This window comes from Atlantibacter hermannii (assembly GCF_009907385.1).
GTDB lineage: Bacteria > Pseudomonadota > Gammaproteobacteria > Enterobacterales > Enterobacteriaceae > Atlantibacter > Atlantibacter hermannii_A.
Genome location: NZ_JAAATR010000082.1, coordinates 60,218 through 78,836, shown reverse-complemented (window position 1 = coordinate 78,836; position 18,619 = coordinate 60,218). Strand labels below are relative to the sequence as shown.

The 18,619-nt window shown below is 54.1% G+C and carries 17 protein-coding genes; 9 read left to right on the top strand and 8 right to left on the bottom strand.

The window, feature by feature from the left end; all coding sequences use genetic code 11:
- Positions 1–105: 105 nt before the first annotated feature.
- On the top strand, positions 106–2,190 hold the full coding sequence (gene flhA / locus GV764_RS18640; RefSeq protein WP_161661421.1) for a formate hydrogenlyase transcriptional activator FlhA: 2,085 nt from the start codon (positions 106–108) through the stop codon (positions 2,188–2,190).
- Between the two features lie 60 nt (positions 2,191–2,250).
- Here the strand turns inward: flhA and GV764_RS18635 are convergent, their stop codons facing one another.
- A complete protein-coding gene (locus tag GV764_RS18635) occupies positions 2,251–3,213 on the bottom strand; it encodes a LacI family DNA-binding transcriptional regulator (RefSeq protein WP_161661420.1) in 963 nt (320 codons plus the stop codon).
- 291 nt (positions 3,214–3,504) lie between these two features.
- Here GV764_RS18635 and GV764_RS18630 point away from each other — a divergent pair, with 291 nt between their 5' ends.
- The 5 genes from GV764_RS18630 (at position 3,505) to GV764_RS18610 (ending at position 8,406) form a co-directional block, all read left to right on the top strand.
- The gene (locus tag GV764_RS18630; protein WP_161661419.1) at positions 3,505–3,822 is read left to right on the top strand and encodes a PTS sugar transporter subunit IIB; all 318 of its coding nucleotides are present in this window, start codon (positions 3,505–3,507) and stop codon (positions 3,820–3,822) included.
- A gap of 10 nt (positions 3,823–3,832) precedes the next feature.
- Positions 3,833–5,161 carry a PTS sugar transporter subunit IIC gene (locus tag GV764_RS18625; protein WP_161661418.1) on the top strand — a complete coding sequence of 443 codons (1,329 nt, stop codon included), beginning with the start codon at positions 3,833–3,835 and terminating at the stop codon, positions 5,159–5,161.
- Positions 5,162–5,178: 17 nt separating this feature from the next.
- Positions 5,179–6,567 (top strand): glycoside hydrolase family 1 protein, encoded by a 1,389-nt coding sequence (locus tag GV764_RS18620; protein WP_161661417.1) that lies wholly within the window; start codon positions 5,179–5,181, stop codon positions 6,565–6,567.
- 5 nt (positions 6,568–6,572) lie between these two features.
- Positions 6,573–6,875: a PTS lactose/cellobiose transporter subunit IIA gene (locus GV764_RS18615; RefSeq protein ID WP_201743255.1), complete on the top strand. Its 303-nt coding sequence runs from the start codon at positions 6,573–6,575 to the stop codon at positions 6,873–6,875.
- A 151-nt stretch (positions 6,876–7,026) separates the two neighbouring features.
- Positions 7,027–8,406, top strand: a complete 1,380-nt coding sequence (locus GV764_RS18610; protein ID WP_161661416.1) for a carbohydrate porin — start codon at positions 7,027–7,029, stop codon at positions 8,404–8,406.
- Positions 8,407–8,449: 43 nt separating this feature from the next.
- Here the strand turns inward: GV764_RS18610 and GV764_RS18605 are convergent, their stop codons facing one another.
- From GV764_RS18605 to yedE, 3 genes are all read right to left on the bottom strand, one after another.
- The gene (locus tag GV764_RS18605) at positions 8,450–9,460 is read right to left on the bottom strand and encodes a sensor domain-containing diguanylate cyclase (RefSeq protein ID WP_161661415.1); all 1,011 of its coding nucleotides are present in this window, start codon (positions 9,458–9,460) and stop codon (positions 8,450–8,452) included.
- Positions 9,461–9,640: 180 nt separating this feature from the next.
- A complete protein-coding gene (gene yedF / locus GV764_RS18600) occupies positions 9,641–9,874 on the bottom strand; it encodes a sulfurtransferase-like selenium metabolism protein YedF (RefSeq protein ID WP_161661414.1) in 234 nt (77 codons plus the stop codon).
- Entirely contained in the window at positions 9,871–11,085 is a 1,215-nt protein-coding gene (gene yedE / locus GV764_RS18595; protein ID WP_161661413.1) for a selenium metabolism membrane protein YedE/FdhT, read from the bottom strand. The genes yedF and yedE overlap by 4 nt, the downstream gene beginning before the upstream one ends.
- A 205-nt stretch (positions 11,086–11,290) precedes the next feature.
- Between yedE and yedD the strand changes: the two genes are divergently transcribed.
- Positions 11,291–11,704: a lipoprotein YedD gene (gene yedD, locus GV764_RS18590; protein WP_161661412.1), complete on the top strand. Its 414-nt coding sequence runs from the start codon at positions 11,291–11,293 to the stop codon at positions 11,702–11,704.
- Between the two features lie 44 nt (positions 11,705–11,748).
- Here yedD and amyA read toward each other — a convergent pair whose 3' ends face one another.
- The 4 genes from amyA to fliD form a co-directional block, all read right to left on the bottom strand.
- Positions 11,749–13,236 carry an alpha-amylase gene (gene amyA, locus GV764_RS18585; protein ID WP_161661411.1) on the bottom strand — a complete coding sequence of 496 codons (1,488 nt, stop codon included), beginning with the start codon at positions 13,234–13,236 and terminating at the stop codon, positions 11,749–11,751.
- Between the two features lie 88 nt (positions 13,237–13,324).
- Entirely contained in the window at positions 13,325–13,687 is a 363-nt protein-coding gene (fliT, locus tag GV764_RS18580; RefSeq protein ID WP_161661410.1) for a flagella biosynthesis regulatory protein FliT, read from the bottom strand.
- Between the two features lie 5 nt (positions 13,688–13,692).
- Complete coding sequence (gene fliS, locus GV764_RS18575; protein WP_125291861.1) at positions 13,693–14,097, bottom strand: flagellar export chaperone FliS; 405 nt, start codon at positions 14,095–14,097, stop codon at positions 13,693–13,695.
- Positions 14,098–14,109: 12 nt separating this feature from the next.
- Positions 14,110–15,519 carry a flagellar filament capping protein FliD gene (fliD, locus tag GV764_RS18570; protein ID WP_161661409.1) on the bottom strand — a complete coding sequence of 470 codons (1,410 nt, stop codon included), beginning with the start codon at positions 15,517–15,519 and terminating at the stop codon, positions 14,110–14,112.
- A gap of 290 nt (positions 15,520–15,809) precedes the next feature.
- Here fliD and GV764_RS18565 point away from each other — a divergent pair, with 290 nt between their 5' ends.
- Together GV764_RS18565 and GV764_RS18560 are read left to right on the top strand one after the other, a co-directional pair.
- Positions 15,810–17,723: a FliC/FljB family flagellin gene (locus tag GV764_RS18565; protein ID WP_161661408.1), complete on the top strand. Its 1,914-nt coding sequence runs from the start codon at positions 15,810–15,812 to the stop codon at positions 17,721–17,723.
- Positions 17,724–17,887: 164 nt separating this feature from the next.
- Entirely contained in the window at positions 17,888–18,607 is a 720-nt protein-coding gene (locus GV764_RS18560; protein WP_161661407.1) for an RNA polymerase sigma factor FliA, read from the top strand.
- Positions 18,608–18,619 lie beyond the last annotated feature (12 nt).

Sequence of the window (18,619 nt, the reverse complement as noted above, 5' to 3'; positions counted from 1 at the left end):
TTTTCCGAACCGCTGCCGCGAATTTGTTAAGTTTTTTTGGGGCCATGGGAGGCGATGACAGCCTCCCCATGGCCTGTTGACTGTTTTGATTTCTGGATAAGCTAAATGTCGTATACCCCAATGGGCGATGCCGCCGAACAAGGTCTGTTCGATATCGCCCGCACGTTATTGCAACAGCCCGATATGTGCGCACTGGTGAACGCGGTGCGTCTGCATATCAATCAGACAGGACTTGCGGAGCAGGTTAATCTTTTGCTGTGCCATCCGCATCAGCCAAGGGTCTGTTTTTTCAGCGTAGACGGGCAGGGAGAGGGCATTCGTTACGAAGATGAAACCGTGCTGGCCAATGGCCCGGTTCGCCGGGTGTTATCGCGCCCCGAAGCGTTGCACTGCCAGTACCATGAATTTATCGAGACCTGGCCGCAGCTTGGCAAGCTCGATCTTTATCCGCCATTTGGCCACTACACGCTTCTGCCGCTGGCGGCGGAAGGGCGCATTTTCGGCGGCTGCGAATTTATCCGTGACGTCGATCGGCCCTGGAGCGAAAAAGAATATTCACGTCTCCAGTCGCTGACCCAAATCATCAGCGTAGTGGCAGAACATATTCAAACGCGCCGGGTGAATAGCGATAACTACGCCCTGTTATGCCGTGAACGGGATGATTTCCGCCTGCTGGTGGCTATCACCAATGCGGTATTGTCGAAACTGGATCTGGATGAGCTGGTGAGCGAAATTTCTCGCGAAATCCACACCAATTTTAATATCGATTCAATCAGCATTGTGCTGCGCAGCCCGCGCAAAGGGAAACTCAACATTTATTCCACGCATTACGTTGAGAAAAGCGCGCCGATTTCAACCCAGAGCGAGCTGGATGAAAAGGGCACCCTTTCTGAGCGGGTGTTCAACAGTAAAGAGATGCTGTTACTGAATCTCCACCATCAGGAACACCATGCTCCCTACGAGCGGATGCTGTTTGACATGTGGAATAACCAGATCCAAACGCTGTGCCTGTTTCCGTTAACTTACGGCGATAAAATGCTGGGGGTACTGAAACTGGCGCAGTGCGAAGCGCATACTTTCACCGCCGCTAATTTAAAACTGTTGCGCCAGATCGCTGAACGCATTGCGATTGCGATTGATAACGCGCTGGCATGGCAGGAAATTAATCGGCTAAAAGAGCGGCTGGTGGATGAGAACCTGGCGCTGACCGAGCAAATTAATAATGTCAGCGCTGACTTTGGTGAAATCATTGGCCGCAGCGACGCCATGATGACGGTAATGAAACAGGTCGAAATGGTGGCGCGCAGTAACAGCACGGTGCTGATCCTCGGGGAGACGGGCACCGGCAAGGAGTTGATCGCCCGCGCTATCCACAATCTCAGCCACCGCAATAATCGCCGAATGGTAAAAATGAACTGCGCGGCCATGCCCGCGGGCCTGCTGGAAAGTGATTTGTTCGGCCATGAGCGCGGCGCATTTACCGGCGCGAGTGCCCAGCGTATTGGACGCTTCGAGCTGGCCGACCACAGTACGCTATTCCTGGACGAAGTGGGGGATATGCCTCTCGATCTGCAACCGAAGCTGCTACGGGTGTTGCAGGAACAGGAATTTGAACGTCTCGGCAGCAATAAAATTATCCAGACTGACGTGCGGCTGATTGCCGCCACTAACCGCGATTTAAAGCAGATGGTGGCCGATCGTGAGTTTCGCAGCGATCTCTATTATCGCCTGAACGTGTTCCCGATCTTTTTACCGCCGCTGCGTGAAAGGCCGGAGGATATCCCGCTGCTGGTGAAGGCGTTTACCTTTAAGATCGCCCGCCGCTTAGGGCGCAATATCGAGAGTATCCCGGCAGACACGCTGCGTATTTTGAGCAAGATGGAATGGCCGGGTAATGTGCGCGAACTGGAAAACGTGATTGAGCGTGCGGTATTGTTGACGCGCGGCAATGTCCTGCAACTCTCCCTGTCGGAAATGGCCTTTAGCGACCCGGCGCAAAGCCAGACAGAGGCGCCTGAAACGGATATCGCCCGTGAAGGCGAAGATGAGATCCAGCGTATCAAACGGGTGTTGAAAGAGTGCAACGGCGTGATTGCCGGGGCCAAAGGGGCCGCGCAGCGGTTGGGTATTAAGCGCACCACGCTGTTGGCCCGCATGAAGCGCCTGGGGATCGATAAAGATCGCTGTTAATCACGCGCTGTTGGTGTAAAGAATCGAACCCCGGGGCACCGGGGTTTTTATCTTGCCGTCTTAACGGCTCATTTTCCTGCGCACATCCGGAATAAACAGATCGCCGCGCATCAACTGCGTGCCCAGCATGTCATGGGTTTTTTCCGTTAACCAGTTCACGATGCGTACCGCCATCGCTTCGATGGGGTATTCAATAGCAGGAATGACCGGCACGCCAGGCAGCTGTAACGACCCGCCAAGGCTGAACACCATAATGTCGTCCGGTACGGATTTATTAAACGCCTGCAACTGGGGGATGATGTGCTGCGCTTCATGCTCATCCGCGACCATCAGCGCATTGAAATTGAGCGTGGCGGCGTTGTTCAGCAATTCCTGCAACGCCACGGAAGAGGAGGCGGCTTCCAGAAACACCAGATTACGGTTAAAGGGCAGGAAGTTTTTCTCCAGCGCATGTTTATAGCCCAGCAGCACCTGATCGGCAAAGCCGCTGCCCTGAGGCTGGATCATGGCGATTTGCCGCCGCCCCTGGCTTATCAGGTAATTACAGGCCGTTTCCGCCGCGAAGGCGTGGTCGAACTGAATGCTGTTGACGTTTTCCGCTTCCATACAGTCCACCAGAATCACATTCTCCTGGTCGATATCCAGCGGGAAGCGCGCGCCGATAATTAAAATATCATCACACAGACCGCAGTTCAGCTCTTCCAGCGCGTGCAGGACGGCGCTTTTCGTGTTGGCAAATCGCAGCAGCAGATGCTTTTGATGCTGGCTTAAATGTTTTTCCAGCACGTACAGATAGCTGGTGGTCTGGTTGATATTTTCATGGGCGCAAATTACGCCGATACAGCCGGTCGACTGGCTTAACAGCGACTGCGCAATGACATTTGGCCGATAATTCAGTTCGTCCACGGCTTTTAGCACCGCCAGGCGGCTGGCTTCCTTGACCCCGCGCGAACCACTCAACACCCGTGACACTGTGGCCTTCGACACCCCAGCTAAACGTGATACATCGTTGATTGTTGACATCTTTTTCCCCTGACAGGCACAAATGCAGCCTGTAAATCCTGATAAAACCTGTAGCGCAAATAATCACCATCCGCAGTATAGCCGTTTCCGTTTTTGATGGAAACCGATTTTCCATTTGGACGCCAGAGATCCCTTTTTCACAGCAAAACTGTGACGGCGAGCTAAAGAAAGTGCTTGTTATTCTGATTATTTTGATAGCAATCACACTTCTGGTTTTTTGAAATGGAAACCGGTTTCCGTGTGATGTCCAATCAGCCATGAAATAACTATTAACATATTGAGGTACACAGGATGGTCAGGATTATGTTGTGTTGTTCCGCAGGGATGTCTACCAGTTTGCTGGTGCGGAAAATGGAAGAAGTGGCGCAGGAAAGGGGCCTGGCGGTAGAGATTAACGCCTTTGGCGTTTCCGAATTTGATACGCAGTTTCCAAACTATCAGGTGGTTCTGATTGGGCCGCAGGTGAAATACATGTTAGGCACCCTGTCAGCCAAAGCGGCACCTCACAGCATTCCGGTCCAGCCTATTGATATGATGGATTACGGGATGCAGCGCGGTGATAAAGTTCTCGACTACGCACTGTCGCTGATCGAAGCGGCGCACAAATAAAGGGGTTCCCATGAGTTCACTCTATCAGTCAATGATTGCGGTCATTGAACAATCCATTACCCCGCTGGCCGGGCGTCTGGGGCAGCAAAAGTACGTGATTGCTATCCGCGACGGTTTTACCGCGGCGCTGCCGTTTATGATCATCGGCTCCTTTATGCTGGTATTTATCTTCCCGCCGTTCTCGGCGGATACCACCAACAGTTTCGCCCGCGGCTGGCTGGATTTCTCCGAGACCTACCGCGAGCAGCTGATGCTGCCGTTTAACCTCAGCATGGGCGTGATGACGTTCTTTATTTCGGTGGGGATCGGCGCCAGCCTCGGGCGGCAGTTTAACCTCGACCCGGTGATGTCCGGCCTGCTGGCGTTTATGGCGTTCCTGCTGGTGGCGGCACCCTATGCGGACGGCAAAATCTCTACCCAGTATCTGTCAGGACAGGGGATCTTCACTGCGCTGATCACCGCGATTTACTCCACGCGCGTTTACGCCTGGCTGAAGCAGAACAACATTACCATCCGCCTGCCGAAAGAAGTGCCGACCGGCGTGGCGCGTTCGTTCGAGATCCTGATCCCGGTGGTTGTGGTAATGGGCACCCTGCATCCGCTGAACCTGTTCGTGGAAGCGCAAACCGGCATGATCATTCCGCAGGCGATTATGCATCTGCTGGAGCCGCTGGTCTCGGCGTCCGATTCCTTACCGGCCATTCTGCTGTCGGTGCTGCTGTGCCAAATCTTCTGGTTCGCAGGTATTCACGGTTCGCTTATCGTCACCGGCATTATGAACCCGTTCTGGATGGCTAACCTGTCGGCTAACCAGGCGGCGCTGGCGGCAGGCACGGCACTGCCCCATGTATACCTGCAGGGTTTCTGGGACCACTATCTGCTGATCGGCGGCGTGGGCTCGACGTTACCGCTGGCCTTCCTGCTGTTGCGTAGCCGCGTAGCGCACCTGCGCACTATCGGCAAAATGGGCGTGGTGCCAAGCTTCTTTAATATCAACGAACCGATCCTGTTCGGCGCGCCGATCATCATGAACCCGATGTTGTTTATCCCGTTCGTCTGCGTACCGTTAGTGAACGCCGTGCTGGCCTATACCGCCACCCGTCTGGACTGGCTGCCGCAAGTGGTTTCTCTGACGCCGTGGACCACGCCTGCGCCTATCGGCGCCTCATGGGCGGCGAACTGGGCGTTTAGCCCGGTGGTGATGTGCCTGATTTGTATGGTGATGTCGGCGCTGATTTATCTGCCTTTCCTGCGCGCCTATGAGCGTTCGCTGATGAAAAACGAAGAGCAGAAAGCGCAAAACGCTGCGCCGCTGGCTGAACCGGCCAACAGCAACTGATATCGGGAGTGATAACGATGAAATACACCTTTCCTGAGCATTTCTGGTGGGGCAGCGCGAGTTCCGCGCTGCAAACCGAAGGGGAAAGCCTGCGAGAAGGCAAAGGGCAAACCACGTGGGATCACTGGTTCGCCACCCAGCCGTGGCGCTTTCACAACGGCGTGGGTCCGGATGACACCTCAACGTTTTACCGCAACTGGCGGGAAGATATCGCGCTGCTGAAGACGCTGAATCACAACAGCTACCGCACCTCGATAAGCTGGTCGCGCCTGATCCCGGACGGAACCGGGGAGGTCAATCCGCAGGCGGTTGAGTTCTATAACCAGGTCATTGATGCGCTGATTGAACAGGGCATCACCCCGTTTATCACGCTGTTTCACTTTGATATGCCGATGGTGATGCAGGAAAAAGGTGGCTGGGAAAACCGCGAGGTGATTGACGCCTATACCCGCTACGCGCAAATCTGCTTTGACTTGTTTGGCGATCGGGTACTGCACTGGTTTACTTTCAACGAGCCGATTGTGCCGGTGGAAGGCGGCTATCTGTACGATTTCCACTATCCCAACGTGGTGGATTTCAAACGCGCGGCCACCGTGGCGTTGCATACCGTGCTGGCCCATGCTTCGGCGGTGAAAGCGTACCGTGCGGGCGGCTATGCCGGGGAAATCGGCATCGTGCTGAATTTAACCCCGTCTTACCCGCGTTCGCAGAATCCAGCAGACGTGAAGGCCGCAGAGTACGCGGATCTGTTCTTTAACCGCAGCTTTCTCGACCCGGTGCTGCGCGGCGAATACCCCGCCGAACTGGTGGCAGTATTGAATGAGTACGATCAACTGCCGGTTTGCCAGCCGGAAGATAACGCGCTGATCCGCGAAGGCGTGATTGATTTGCTGGGCGTGAACTATTATCAGCCGCGCCGGGTAAAATGCCGCGACAGCGCAGTCAATAAAGACGCGCCGTTTATGCCCGAGTGGTTGTTTGATTATTACGAAATGCCCGGCAGAAAAATGAACCCGTATCGCGGTTGGGAAATTTATGAGCCGGGTATTTACGATATTCTGACTAATCTGCGCGTGAATTATGGCAACCCGCGCTGCTTTATTTCTGAAAACGGCATGGGCGTGGAAAATGAACAGCGTTTTATTCACGACGGGCAAATTAACGATCACTATCGCATTGATTTTGTCGCGGGCCATTTGCAGTGGTTACACAAAGGAATAACCGAGGGCTGCCGCTGCCTGGGTTATCATATGTGGACTTTTATTGATAACTGGTCGTGGTGCAATGCCTATAAAAACCGTTACGGTTTTATTCAGCTCGATCTTGCAACCCAGCAGCGCACAATTAAACGCAGCGGGGAATGGTTTGCCGCCGTTTCCGCGAATAATGGTTTTGATAAGGAGTAATAATCATGGTGGTGTTAGAAGAGGCGGTGATGGAAATCATTGTCAATGCCGGTCAGTCGCGCAGCCTGTGTTTTGAGGCGCTGCACGCCGCCCGGCAGGGCAACTTCGACGAAGCGAAAAGCCTGCTGCGCGAAGCCGACGGCTATTCGCGCCAGGCGCACCGGATGCAAACCAAACTGATTGAACAGGACGCCGGTGAAGCCAAACAGCCGATGACATTAATTATGGTCCACGCCCAGGACCACTTAATGAATTCGCTATTAGCCCGTGAACTGTGCGAAGAAATATTGCATCTGTATCAGCGTTAAGTGTTGTTTTAAATATTACCCGGAGTGTGAGTGACGAGAATGTTTTAACCGTTCTGTACCCTTAAATAATAAATAACTTGTTTTGGCGCCAGCGTTCACTATCTCTGCCAGAACAGGGACTGTTATTACTAAAAATTACATCGAGAATATTATGAATAACATTAAAAAACTTCCATTAACGATGGCGGTTATCGCCGCGCTTTGCCCAATTTCTGCTCTGGCTCAGGAATTCACCCAGGAGCAAATTGACGCTATCGTGGCTAAAGCGGTGGACAAAGCCCTGGCCGAACGGCAGGCGAAAATTGACGAAGCGGTAAATAAAAAAGCCGACGTGATTACCGAACCGCAAACGGCGGCGCAATCTCCGGATATGGCGATCCCGTTCGGCGTGAAATTTAGCGGTTACGCCCGTTACGGCGCGCATTTCCAGACCGGCGACCAGAAATATATTGCGGTGGACGGTTCCTATAACGGCGCCTCGGCGATTGGTCGTTTGGGCAATGAAGGCAACGGCGGCGAATTCCAGCTCTCTAAAGCGTTCAAAAGCGATAATGGCGCGATCTGGGACGTTAACGTGATGATCGACCACTGGGGCGATGAAGTGAACCTGAAAAAGGCCTATGCCGGGGTCACCAATCTGTTCGCCTCGAATCCCAACGCTTACCTGTGGGCCGGTCGCGACTTCCATCAGCGTCCGCAACAGGGCATTAACGATTACTTCTGGATGAACCACGACGGGCAGGGCGCGGGGATCAAAAACCTGGATATTGGCGGCGTCCAGTTCGATCTCGCCACCGTCGCTGCCGTAGAGTCCTGTAGCCCGGAAGTCATGGATGACGAAGCCAACCCGTCGCGCATTACCTGTACCGGCGGCTCCGGCACCGGCGATAAGGGGAACTATGCGGTGACATCGAAAGTCCACGGCATGAAGATTGGGCCGCTGGATCTCGAACTGTACGGCAACTACGGCTTCGACTCTAAAGCCGTTGACGACGATCAGCGCATGAACGCCTGGCAGGGCGGCGTGGTGTTAAGCCATACCAATGACAGCGGCGTGAACAAAATCATTGCGCGCTATTCCGACAACTCCGACAACAGCGTGTACAACAAAACTGAAGATCTGACCACGGTGTACGCCAGCTTTGAGGGCCTTCACCGATTCACCCAACAGGCGCAAATTGAATACCTGCTGGCGTTCCACGACTACGACAACAGCAAAAACGGCAACGACAACCGCCGCAACTATGGCGCGATTGTCCGTCCGATGTACTTCTGGAACGATGTCCACTCCACCTGGCTGGAAGCGGGCTATCAGCGGGTTGATTACGACAAAGGCGGCGACAACAACGGCTGGAAAGTCACGCTGTCGCAGAACGTGTCTATCGCCATGGGGCCGGAATTCCGTCCAATGCTGCGTTTCTACGTCACCGGCGGGGAAGTGGACAACGCGCGCACCGCGCGCGTCAACGGCACCGACGATCAGCAGTTAGATTCGTTTAACATCGGCGCAATGTGGGAAGCCTGGTTCTGATAAGCCGTGCCGCCGTGAAATCCACGGCGGCATAAAGACGGTATTAATGCTGTTTGCGCGCGTTCTTATCCAGATACATACTGGCATCGGCTTTACGCAGGGCGCTGTCGGGATCTTCCTGAGCCGGTTGCGCCACGTAAATGCCGATGCTGGCGCCCGCATAGTTCAGCTCTACATCCCTCAGGAAGTATTTGCCTTCCAGCAGTCCATTGAGGCGCGCCTTCAGCGCGGAGGCGATTTTTTCCTGCGCTTCATCTGTTTTACCGCCCAGCTCCGCCACCAGGAACTCGTCGCCGCCGAGCCGTCCGATGATATCGTCCCGGGTGACGCCCGCCGACAGGCGGTCACTCACCTGGAGCAGAAACAGGTCGCCAGTTTCATGACCGTACAGATCGTTAATCTCTTTAAAATCGTCCAGATCGATAAACGCCACGATCACCGTGCGCTCCATATGGCGGGCGATGGAAAACAGCGCGTCGAGATTGTTGAAAAGGGCGCGGCGATTGGGCAGGCCGGTCAGCGCATCGGTATAGGAATGGGCGATTAACGCGGCGTTGGCTTCGCGCAACTGCTCCAGCAGGGAATCTTTCTGCACGTACTGGGCGATCAGGCCGGCGAACAGGCGCAGCACATGTTCGGCGCGCACGGAGAGCTCTTTTTTATCAGAGCTGGCGGCGCACAGCGTACCGTAGAGCGTGCCGTCGTCAAGCTGTACCGGCGTGCTGACGTAGGTGGTGATGCCCAGCGCTTTTGCCGCTTCGGAATCACCCCACTGCGCGGCGACATCGTTGGTGTACTGACAGCCTTCGTCCATGGCGCGTTTGCATAAGGTGTCGCCCCACGGGACGGTGAGCCCTTCGGGGATGTTCATCTCTTTGCTGTTGCGTGAAAACAGGATGTGCTGCTTGCCTTGCTCCGCTTCGACTTTGGTGAGGTAAGTCGAATCCATCTCGGTCACGATTTCCAGGGTCTCAAGCAGTTTCCTGACCAGGCCCTCCAGGGAATTTTCCGAGGCCAGGGTTTCTGAAATCCGTGACAGAATAAAATCAGACATTGCAAACGTACGCTCCAGAATTAAGTGAACCGTGAATTCTAGCCGTACGCACCCGACGGCACGTCACATCATATCAAGAAATAGCCCGTTTTCGGACTATCCCGGTCTACAACTATTATTTTTCAGTGGGATTAAATTGAGGGGAGACGGACGATTGCCGCGTCTCCCGGGGCAGGATAACTATTTACGGATCAAATAGCGGATGGTCGGCCCATCCTGCTGGATTTCCAGCACCGTGTAGCCGTGATTGCGGGCATCAAGCGGGATATTGTTAATCGACTGCGGGCAGTCGCTGATCACTTCTAAAATCTCGCCTTTCTTAAGTTTCGGCATGGCTTCCAGAGTCGCCACTGCCGGGTAAGGGCAGGGCTCGCCCACCATATCAAGACGGTAATCCGGGACTATTGCGCTCATACGCCCTCCTTCGCGGTTTCAGTGGTAACGGTGCGGCTGCGGCGGAAAAAGTGTTTTTCCCAGCCGATAATCAGCATCAATGCGGCAAACAGCATCAGGTAAGTCACCAACAGGCCGCCCAGCGGGCCGAAGGTGTTCAGCAGGTTGATTTTGTCCCAGCTGGTGGCCAGGGCAGGGGAGAGATCGTCCCAGAAGTACGCCAGGATCGTCGAGCCAATCACGTTGCCCAGACCGACCCACCAGTAGTGCATCTGGCCTTCAACCGCGCGATACATCCAGCCGGTTTCACAGCCGCCCGCCAGCACAATCCCGAAGCCGAACAGCAAACCGCCCAGCACCGCATTCGGGCCCGCCCACATGATTTTCGGCTCTGCGCCCAGTTGCACGTAGCTGAAGATGCCGATGGCGCTCACCGCCATCCCGAGGATAATGGCCTTCGCCATATGGGTTCGCCCGGTGATCCACATATCGCGGAACGCCGAGGTAAAGCAGATTTGCGCGCGTTCAATCAGCAGGCCAAACCCCACCCCGAACAGCATCGCCAGACCCAGCTTCGGCTGATTCATGGCGGTGAGCAGCGCCCATCCGATCATGCCGACGAAAATCAGCATCCCGATACGGAAGCGGCGGCGCGCCTGATCGTGATTCTGGGTGAGCTGCGAGGCGCTGGAGACTTTTTGCAGCTTCACCGGGATGCGGAACATCGGCATCAGGGTAAAGCGCGCGCCAAACCACGAGCCGATGGCGGTGGCGATGGCAAAGAACCAGGCGTGCAGCGAGAACTGCGGAATGCCGGTAAAGAACGCGGCGAGGTTACAGCCCATCGCCAGACGCGCGCCGAAGCCGGCAATAATGCCGCCGGCAACAGCCTGAAGGATGCGGATGCGGTGCTGCGGCTTGCGAAGTTTGACGTTATTGGCCCACAGCGCTGCGGCAAAACAGCCGCCGAACATGCCGATAATCATCATGCCGTCGATGCGGGTAAGCGGGGAGCCTTCGAGGTGGATAAGCTTAAAATAGCCCCACTCTTCGGCATGCACGCCCATCAGTTGCAGCAGCTGCCCGCCCCAGCGGGTGAATTCGCCGGTGACGGCCCAGAAGGTGCCGGTCAGGCCAAAGTAGTAGGTGGAGAGGATACCGGCGGCGATCACCGCCGGCAGCGGCGCCCAGAACTTAACGAGGTATTGCTGTTTGAATTGTTGCCATGACATGGTTTTTAGCCTCTGAACTCAGACGGATCTAAAAAGCGCGCGAACGCGCAGGAAAGAGCGGGCATGATAGGGTGTTTTTCTGAATGTTACCGGGGGAAATATCAAAAAAAACGCTGTCTGAGACGGTTTCGCGCGTAACAAGAAGGCTGGCGGCGATAACGCTTTAATGCCACACTCTTTTTTTTGATCTCTTGCAGGAATAACGATGAAAAAATACGCACTGGCAGCGGCGCTGCTGGCCCTGAGCGGTTGCGCGCAGGTGGATAACTATCAGGACGTGGTGAAAGCGCCAGCGCCCGCCGGGCTTGCCGGTTACTGGCAGTCGCAAGGGCCGCAGAGCGAACTGGTCAGCCCGGACGCCATCGCCAGTTTTATCGTGACGAAAGAGGGCGATACCCTCGACTGCCGCCAGTGGCAGCGCGTCATCGCCTTACCCGGCAAGCTGATGCAGCGCGGGGAAGCGTTGTATAACGTGACCCAGAAAGTGGAGATTTATTCTGTCGAGCGCATCGGCGACCGGATGGAGTACGCGGGCATGGATTTGCAGCGCGTGGATCGCCCGACCAAAGAGTGCGCCGACTTTTTGGCGACGCATCCGCTGTTAAGCCCGCTGCCGTAATCCTGTTTTCCAGCGGGCAGAGCCTGTCTGCCCGCTGTGTATGTTTATATCGCTTCTTCAATCACCCACACGCTGACGCTGCCGCCCGGGCAGGTAAACACTCCGGTGCCGTGTTCATCGGTGGTGACGCGCTGCGCCTGATTACCCAGAAAATCACACCAGGTTTTGTTGGCGTAGTTTTCCCCTAACTCCAGCGTTTTTTCCCCCTCATCGCCGTTGGACATCACCACCACGCAGCCGGGATCCTCTTCGGTGCCGCTGCGGCTGAAGGCGATGCAGTTGGGATGATCGAACCACAATGTCTGGACGCCGTGGGCAAACCGCTGGCGAGCGTGGATCAGCATGTCGAGCTTGTCGACGATGGGCATATCGATATGGTACATCTCGCCGTCGCCGCCGGTATCGTCATAGCTTGCGCCGTAGAGATCCGGATAAAACACCGACGGTACGCCGTTTTCACGCAGTAAAATCAATGCGTAGGCCAGCGGTTTAAACCACGGCTCCACCGGCGCTTCCAGCGCCTGTAACGGTTGGGTATCGTGGTTGGCCACCAGGGTCACCGCGTGGAACGGATCGGCTTCCACCAGCGTGCCGGTGAAAATCTGGCTCATGTCGTAGTCGCGGCCCTGTTGGGATGCCTCGTGGAATTTCATGTGCAGCGGGGCGTCGAACAGCATGGTTTTACCTTCCACCTGCTCAATGTACTGTTGCAGCTTCTCCACATCGTGCGCCCAGTATTCCGCCACGATAAACAGCGGCTTCGGCGCGACTTCCTGCACGTGCTCGATCCACTCTTTATAAAACCACGCCGGGATATGTTTTACCGCGTCCAGCCGGAACCCGTCGCAGTGGGTTTGATCCATCACCCAGCGGGCCCAGTATTTGATCTCTTCGGTGACGGCGCGATTGCGATAGTCGATGTTGGAGCCCATCAGATAATCAAAGTTGCCGTTCTCGTCATCCACCTGATCGTTCCAGCCGTCGCCGGTGTAGTCGTTGATGATTTTAAACACGCCGTCTTCGGTGGGGTTTTCGATGCGGTCGACGCCGCTAAAGCATTTGTAATCCCAGATAAACTTTGAGTATTGCCCGTTGCGGGCGGGGAAGGTGTAGCGAGTCCAGGCCTCGCATTCGATGACTTCTTCATCAATTTGAGTACGATCCTGCTGGTTTACCCGATTGACCCGCACCCGTTCTTTTTCATCTGCGCCCATTTTGTGGTTGACCACCACGTCCAGTAGCACAGCGATGTTATTTTTTTGCAGCGCGGAGATGGCGTCCAGCAGCTGCTGTTTATCGCCATATTTGGTGGCGACCGATCCTTTTTGATCGAATTCACCCAGGTCGAACAGGTCGTAAGAGTCGTAGCCGATGGAGTGCTCGCCTTCGCTGCCTTTATACGCAGGCGGGAGCCAGACCATATTGATGCCGATGTCATTAAAGGTTGCTGCGCGTTCAGACACCTCCGGCCATAACGTGCCGCCGCCGGGGGAATACCAGTGAAAACATTGCAGGATGGTGGGATTTTTCATCTTCCTTGCTCCAGAAGTCATTTAGCTGACTTCTGGAGTATGGAAGATCTTCATCAACTCACCAGAGCGGGGGGAAATTATCGTTGCGTTAATTGGCGGGCGTGTTGGGCACCAGCAGCATGCCGGATAATCTGCCATAGGCATTGTTGAGCGATTGCTGGCGTGAGGACTGGCCAATCAGCTCGCTCAGTTCATCCAGCCGCTGCTGAAGCAGCGCTTTCAGCTGCTGCTCGTTTTCCAGCGTCTGTTTCAGGTACGTTTCCAGCATATCCTGCACTTGTTTGCTGATCCTGGGGGCCGGTGTTTCCATCACCGCCTCAACCGAGTGCAGGTAGGCCACTTCCTTTTCCAGCAGTAATTCCCATTCACCCCGCTGGGCCAGATCCAGTAAGGTCTGGCTCATCAGCGCAACATGCTGCCAGCGGCTAATCAACTCCACGTTGGGGGACATTAATGTTACTCCTGGGCGTGAGCCGGTTGTGGGGAGACTTGCTTCCATGCATCAGCAATATTGCTGAGCAACCCTTCAACTTCTTCAATTGCCTGGCTGTCGTTACGCAAATTAGCCTGTAACAGACGACGCACCATATAGTCATACAGCGACGACAGGTTGGTGGCGAGTTCGCCCCCCTGTTCGCGATCCAGCCCCGCTTTCAGGCCGTTATCGATAATATTGATGGCTTTACTCAGCGCTTCGCCTTTCGCCACCGTTTCACCCTGTTGCATAAACAGGCGAGCGCGCACCAGCGCACTCATCGCGCCATCGAACAACAGCACAATAAGCTGATGGGGGCTGGCACTCATTACGGCACTCTCTACGCCCACGCGAGCGTAAGCGTTAGTACCACTGGCGTTATACATAATGACCTCTCATCAGGAGCTGGAATTGCTCATCGCCGTAAATTGTTGGCTTAAATACGTGCTGGTGCTGTTCAGCTTGCTCATCATGGTATCGAGCTGGGTGAACTGCGCCTTATAGCGCGCCACGGTGGCGTCGATGCTGTCGCTGGTGGCCAGGTACTGTTTGGTCAACTTTTTCAGCGTGGCATTAATACTGTCCTGGGCGCTGTCGATAATGCCGTCATCGGCCAGATAATCTTTAATCGTTGACGCCATTTTGGTGGTGATGCCGGTTTCTTTACCGTCACCCACCAGCAGCAGACGCGTGGCAGATGAGTTTTCATTCAGCGCTTTGGTCAGCTTGGTATCGTCGATTTTTAATTTGCCGGTCGCGCCGTCAGAGGTGATGCCGATTTCGTTTAACGTTTTATACGAGGAGTTCGCATCGCCCTGAGTAAACATTCCGCGCAGACCGGTCTGAATGCTGCGAACTACCGTATCGCCTAACAATGCGCCATTCGATGCGCTTTGCGCATCCGCACCAGCATCGACAGCGGTGTATTTTGTCAGGGAGTTAAAGGTGTCAATCAGGGAGTTATAGGCATCAACCCACCCCTTAATCGCGGCTTTGGACTGATCGTTGCTTTTCTCTACCGTTACCGTCACGTTGCTGACTTCTTTTGTCAGGTTTAACGTCACGCCCTGTGGCGCATCGGTGATGGTGTTGGTCGCGCGCTCAATATCAATATTATTGACGGTCAACTGCGCGTTTTTGGCTTCGACTAACTGTTCCATGCCGCCGCTGGTGCCGTCATAGCTAATTACGCCGCTGAGCTTAGGATCGTCTTTTACCGAGATAGTCATCTTATTATCAATACCGGTCGTCGTTGACGTCAGTACCAGCTGATAATTTTCATCATCTACCTTAACGATGCTCGCTGAGACCCCGCCGTCTGCGTCGTTTATCGCATCGCGAATGCCTTCCAACGTGGTTTGCTCGCTACTGAGTTTAATTTCCAGCGGCTTTTCGCGGCTTTTCTGATTAATGACGATCGTCCGTTCGGTTACATCTGCGTCGCCCAACGCTTCTTTACTGGAGGATATTTTAGTGCTGGTGGTCAGTGATTGTGCTTGTGCCAGTTGCGTCACATTCACCGTATATTTGCCCGGTGCCGCACCTGCCGTGGTGCTGACCGTTAAATCGGTGCTACTGCTTTTAGACGTGGTGCTTTTAAATAAATCCGCATTATTCAGTGTGGTATTCGTCGTCTGAAATTTTTCCAGCGCGCTTTTCAACGTGCCATAAGCAGTAAGGCGTGCGGTATTCGCGCTTTGCTGTTGCGTAATAGGGGTCAGGCGCGCTTTTTCAGCGGTTGTCAGATTTGCTAACAGCGTATCCAGCGGTAAGTTAGCGCCAATCCCTAAAGATGTAATTGAAGCCATGCCATTTCCTTTTGATTGCAAACAGTAGTTAAAACGCGATATCGGCAATCTGGCGGCAAAGTTTAATGATTTTTTAGCGGGCTAATGGACAGAATAATGGGTGTAATGCCGTTTAATTCGCAGAGTAAGGAAAAAGGGAATGGAACACGTCCTGGGAAAAATTAAAAAATAAGGCGGCAGTTAAAAATTTTCTAAAGTTCGAAAAAGGGGTGCCGATACATGGGTTACGGTGACAAGACCGTGGGCAACAGCCCAACAACATCAAGATGTAAATTGATAAGGAATAGATCATGGCACAAGTCATTAACACGAACAGCCTGTCGCTGTTGACCCAGAACAACTTGAACAAATCTCAGTCTTCCCTGAGCTCCGCTATTGAGCGTTTGTCTTCCGGTCTGCGCATCAACAGCGCCAAAGACGACGCCGCTGGCCAGGCGATTGCTAACCGCTTCACCTCCAACATCAAAGGCCTGACCCAGGCTTCCCGTAACGCCAACGACGGTATCTCCATCGCCCAGACCACTGAAGGCGCGCTGTCTGAAATCAACAACAACCTGCAGCGTGTACGTGAGCTGTCTGTTCAGGCAACTAACGGCACCAACTCCCAGTCTGACCTGGACTCCATCCAGAATGAAATCACTCAGCGTCTGGGCGAAATCGACCGTGTATCCGGCCAGACTCAGTTCAACGGCGTGAAAGTGCTGGCTTCTGATAGCTCCATGAAAATTCAGGTTGGCGCGAACGATGGCGAAACCATCACTATCGACCTGAAAGAAATTACCTCCAGCACTCTGGGCCTGACTGGCTTCAACGTGAACGGTAAAGGCGAAGTGGATAACAAAGCGGCGACTGCTGACAGTCTGACACTGGCTGGCTTCGCTAAGGGTGCAGTTAATGGTGACGGTAGCACCACTTACACCAAAAACGAAACATACAACAAAGCAACCGCAGCGAATGTATTGGCTTCTGCTCAGGGTGGCGATGTTATCAACTCTGCTACTGCTGGCGCTAAGTTGGGTCTTGCTGCTACCAGTGGTAACTATACATACGACGCTGCTTCAAAATCATATAGCTTTGGTGCAACAGGTGCGAGTGCCAGCGATACTCTGAACTTCCTGGCTCCGAATGCAGGTGATTCTTTCACTGCAAAAGTGACAATTGGTAACAAGTCACAAGACGTTAACGTAAGCAAAGACGGCAACATTACCACTACTGACGGTAAGGCGCTGTATCTGGATGAGAAGGGCAACCTGACTCAGACTAACGCCAGCAACGGTACGACCAAAGCTGCAACCTGGGATAACTTGGTTGCCAACACGGATACAACTGGCAAAGACGCTTACGGCAATCAGGTTAGCACTGCGGTTGCTACTACCATTGAAGCGAAAGGCGCAACCATCACTTCCGCTGGTGGTAATGCCAATACTGTGAGCCAGAATGCGTACTCCACAGATTACGACACAGCTTACAAAGCTTTCATGGCTGATCCAACTAACGATGCATTGAGTGATGCTGCTGCCGTTGCTGGTGCGAAAGCAGCCGGTGAGATAGCCGGTGATGCTGCTGTAGCTGCCCTTGCTGCAGGTTCTGTTAAAGACACGGACACTGTCACTGTAACTGGCGCTAAAGTTACTGCTGACCAAATGAATGCTGCGTTGAAAGATCAGAGCTTCACACAAACTCGTGGTACTACTGAGTATGCTGTTGACGGTTCTACTGGTGCTGTGACGTATGATGCTGACAATACCGTAGCTGGTGGTGCAGTAGCCGCTTACGTTAACAACGATGGCGAACTGACTGATACTGCGACTGAAGTAGTAACTTACTACGCTCAGGCCAATGGTAACGTGACTAATGCAACTGGTTCTAAAATCTATCAGACTGAATCAGGTAAACTGACCACTGCTGAAACCACCAAATCAGAGTCCACTTCCGATCCGCTGAAAGCGCTGGATGACGCTCTGGCTAAAGTTGACGCACTGCGTTCCGACCTGGGTGCGGTACAGAACCGTTTCGATTCTACCATCACCAACCTGGGCAACACCGTTAACAACCTGACTTCTGCTCGTAGCCGTATCGAAGATGCTGACTACGCGACCGAAGTATCCAACATGTCCCGTGCGCAGATCCTGCAGCAGGCAGGTACTTCTGTACTGGCACAGGCTAACCAGGTTACCCAGAACGTTCTGTCTCTGCTGCGTTAATTGGCAAAATCCCTTACAAACCCCGCCTCGGCGGGGTTTTTTACTGCTCCGATCTCCCTATAACCCCTAAATAACCCCCCATTTCACCCACTATTCATCCGATTAAAAGCCCTCCAGAAACGGATAATCATGCCGATAACTTATTTAACGCAGGGCTGTTTATCGTGAATTCACTCTATACCGCTGATGGTGTAATGGATAAACACTCGCTGTGGCAGCGTTATGTCCCGCTGGTGCGTCACGAAGCATTGCGCCTGCAGGTGCGCTTGCCGGCGAGTGTCGAACTCGACGATCTGCTTCAGGCAGGCGGCATCGGGTTATTGAACGCGGTGGAACGCTACGACGCCCTGCAAGGTACGGCATTTACCACTTACGCAGTGCAGCGTATTCGGGGAGCCATGCTGGATGAACTGCGCAGCCGCGACTGGGTGCCGCGCAGTGTCCGGCGTAACGCCCGCGAAGTCGCACAGGCCATTGGTCAACTGGAACAAGAGCTCGGACGCAACGCCTCGGAAACCGAAGTGGCGCAGCGTCTGGGCATCGCACTTGACGAGTATCGTCAGATGCTACTCGACACCAACAATAGCCAGCTTTTTTCCTACGACGAGTGGCGGGAAGAGCATGGCGACAGTATTGAACTGGTGACCGAAGAGCATCAAAGCGAGAACCCGTTGCAGCAGTTGTTGGAAAGCAGCCTTCGCCATCGCGTCATGGAAGCGATTGAGGCGTTGCCGGAACGCGAACAACTGGTGCTGACGCTCTACTACCAGGAAGAGCTTAATCTCAAAGAGATTGGCGCGGTACTGGAAGTCGGGGAGTCGCGGGTGAGCCAGCTGCACAGCCAGGCAATCAAACGGCTACGGTCTCGTCTGGGTAAGTTATAGGTTGTTGAGCTG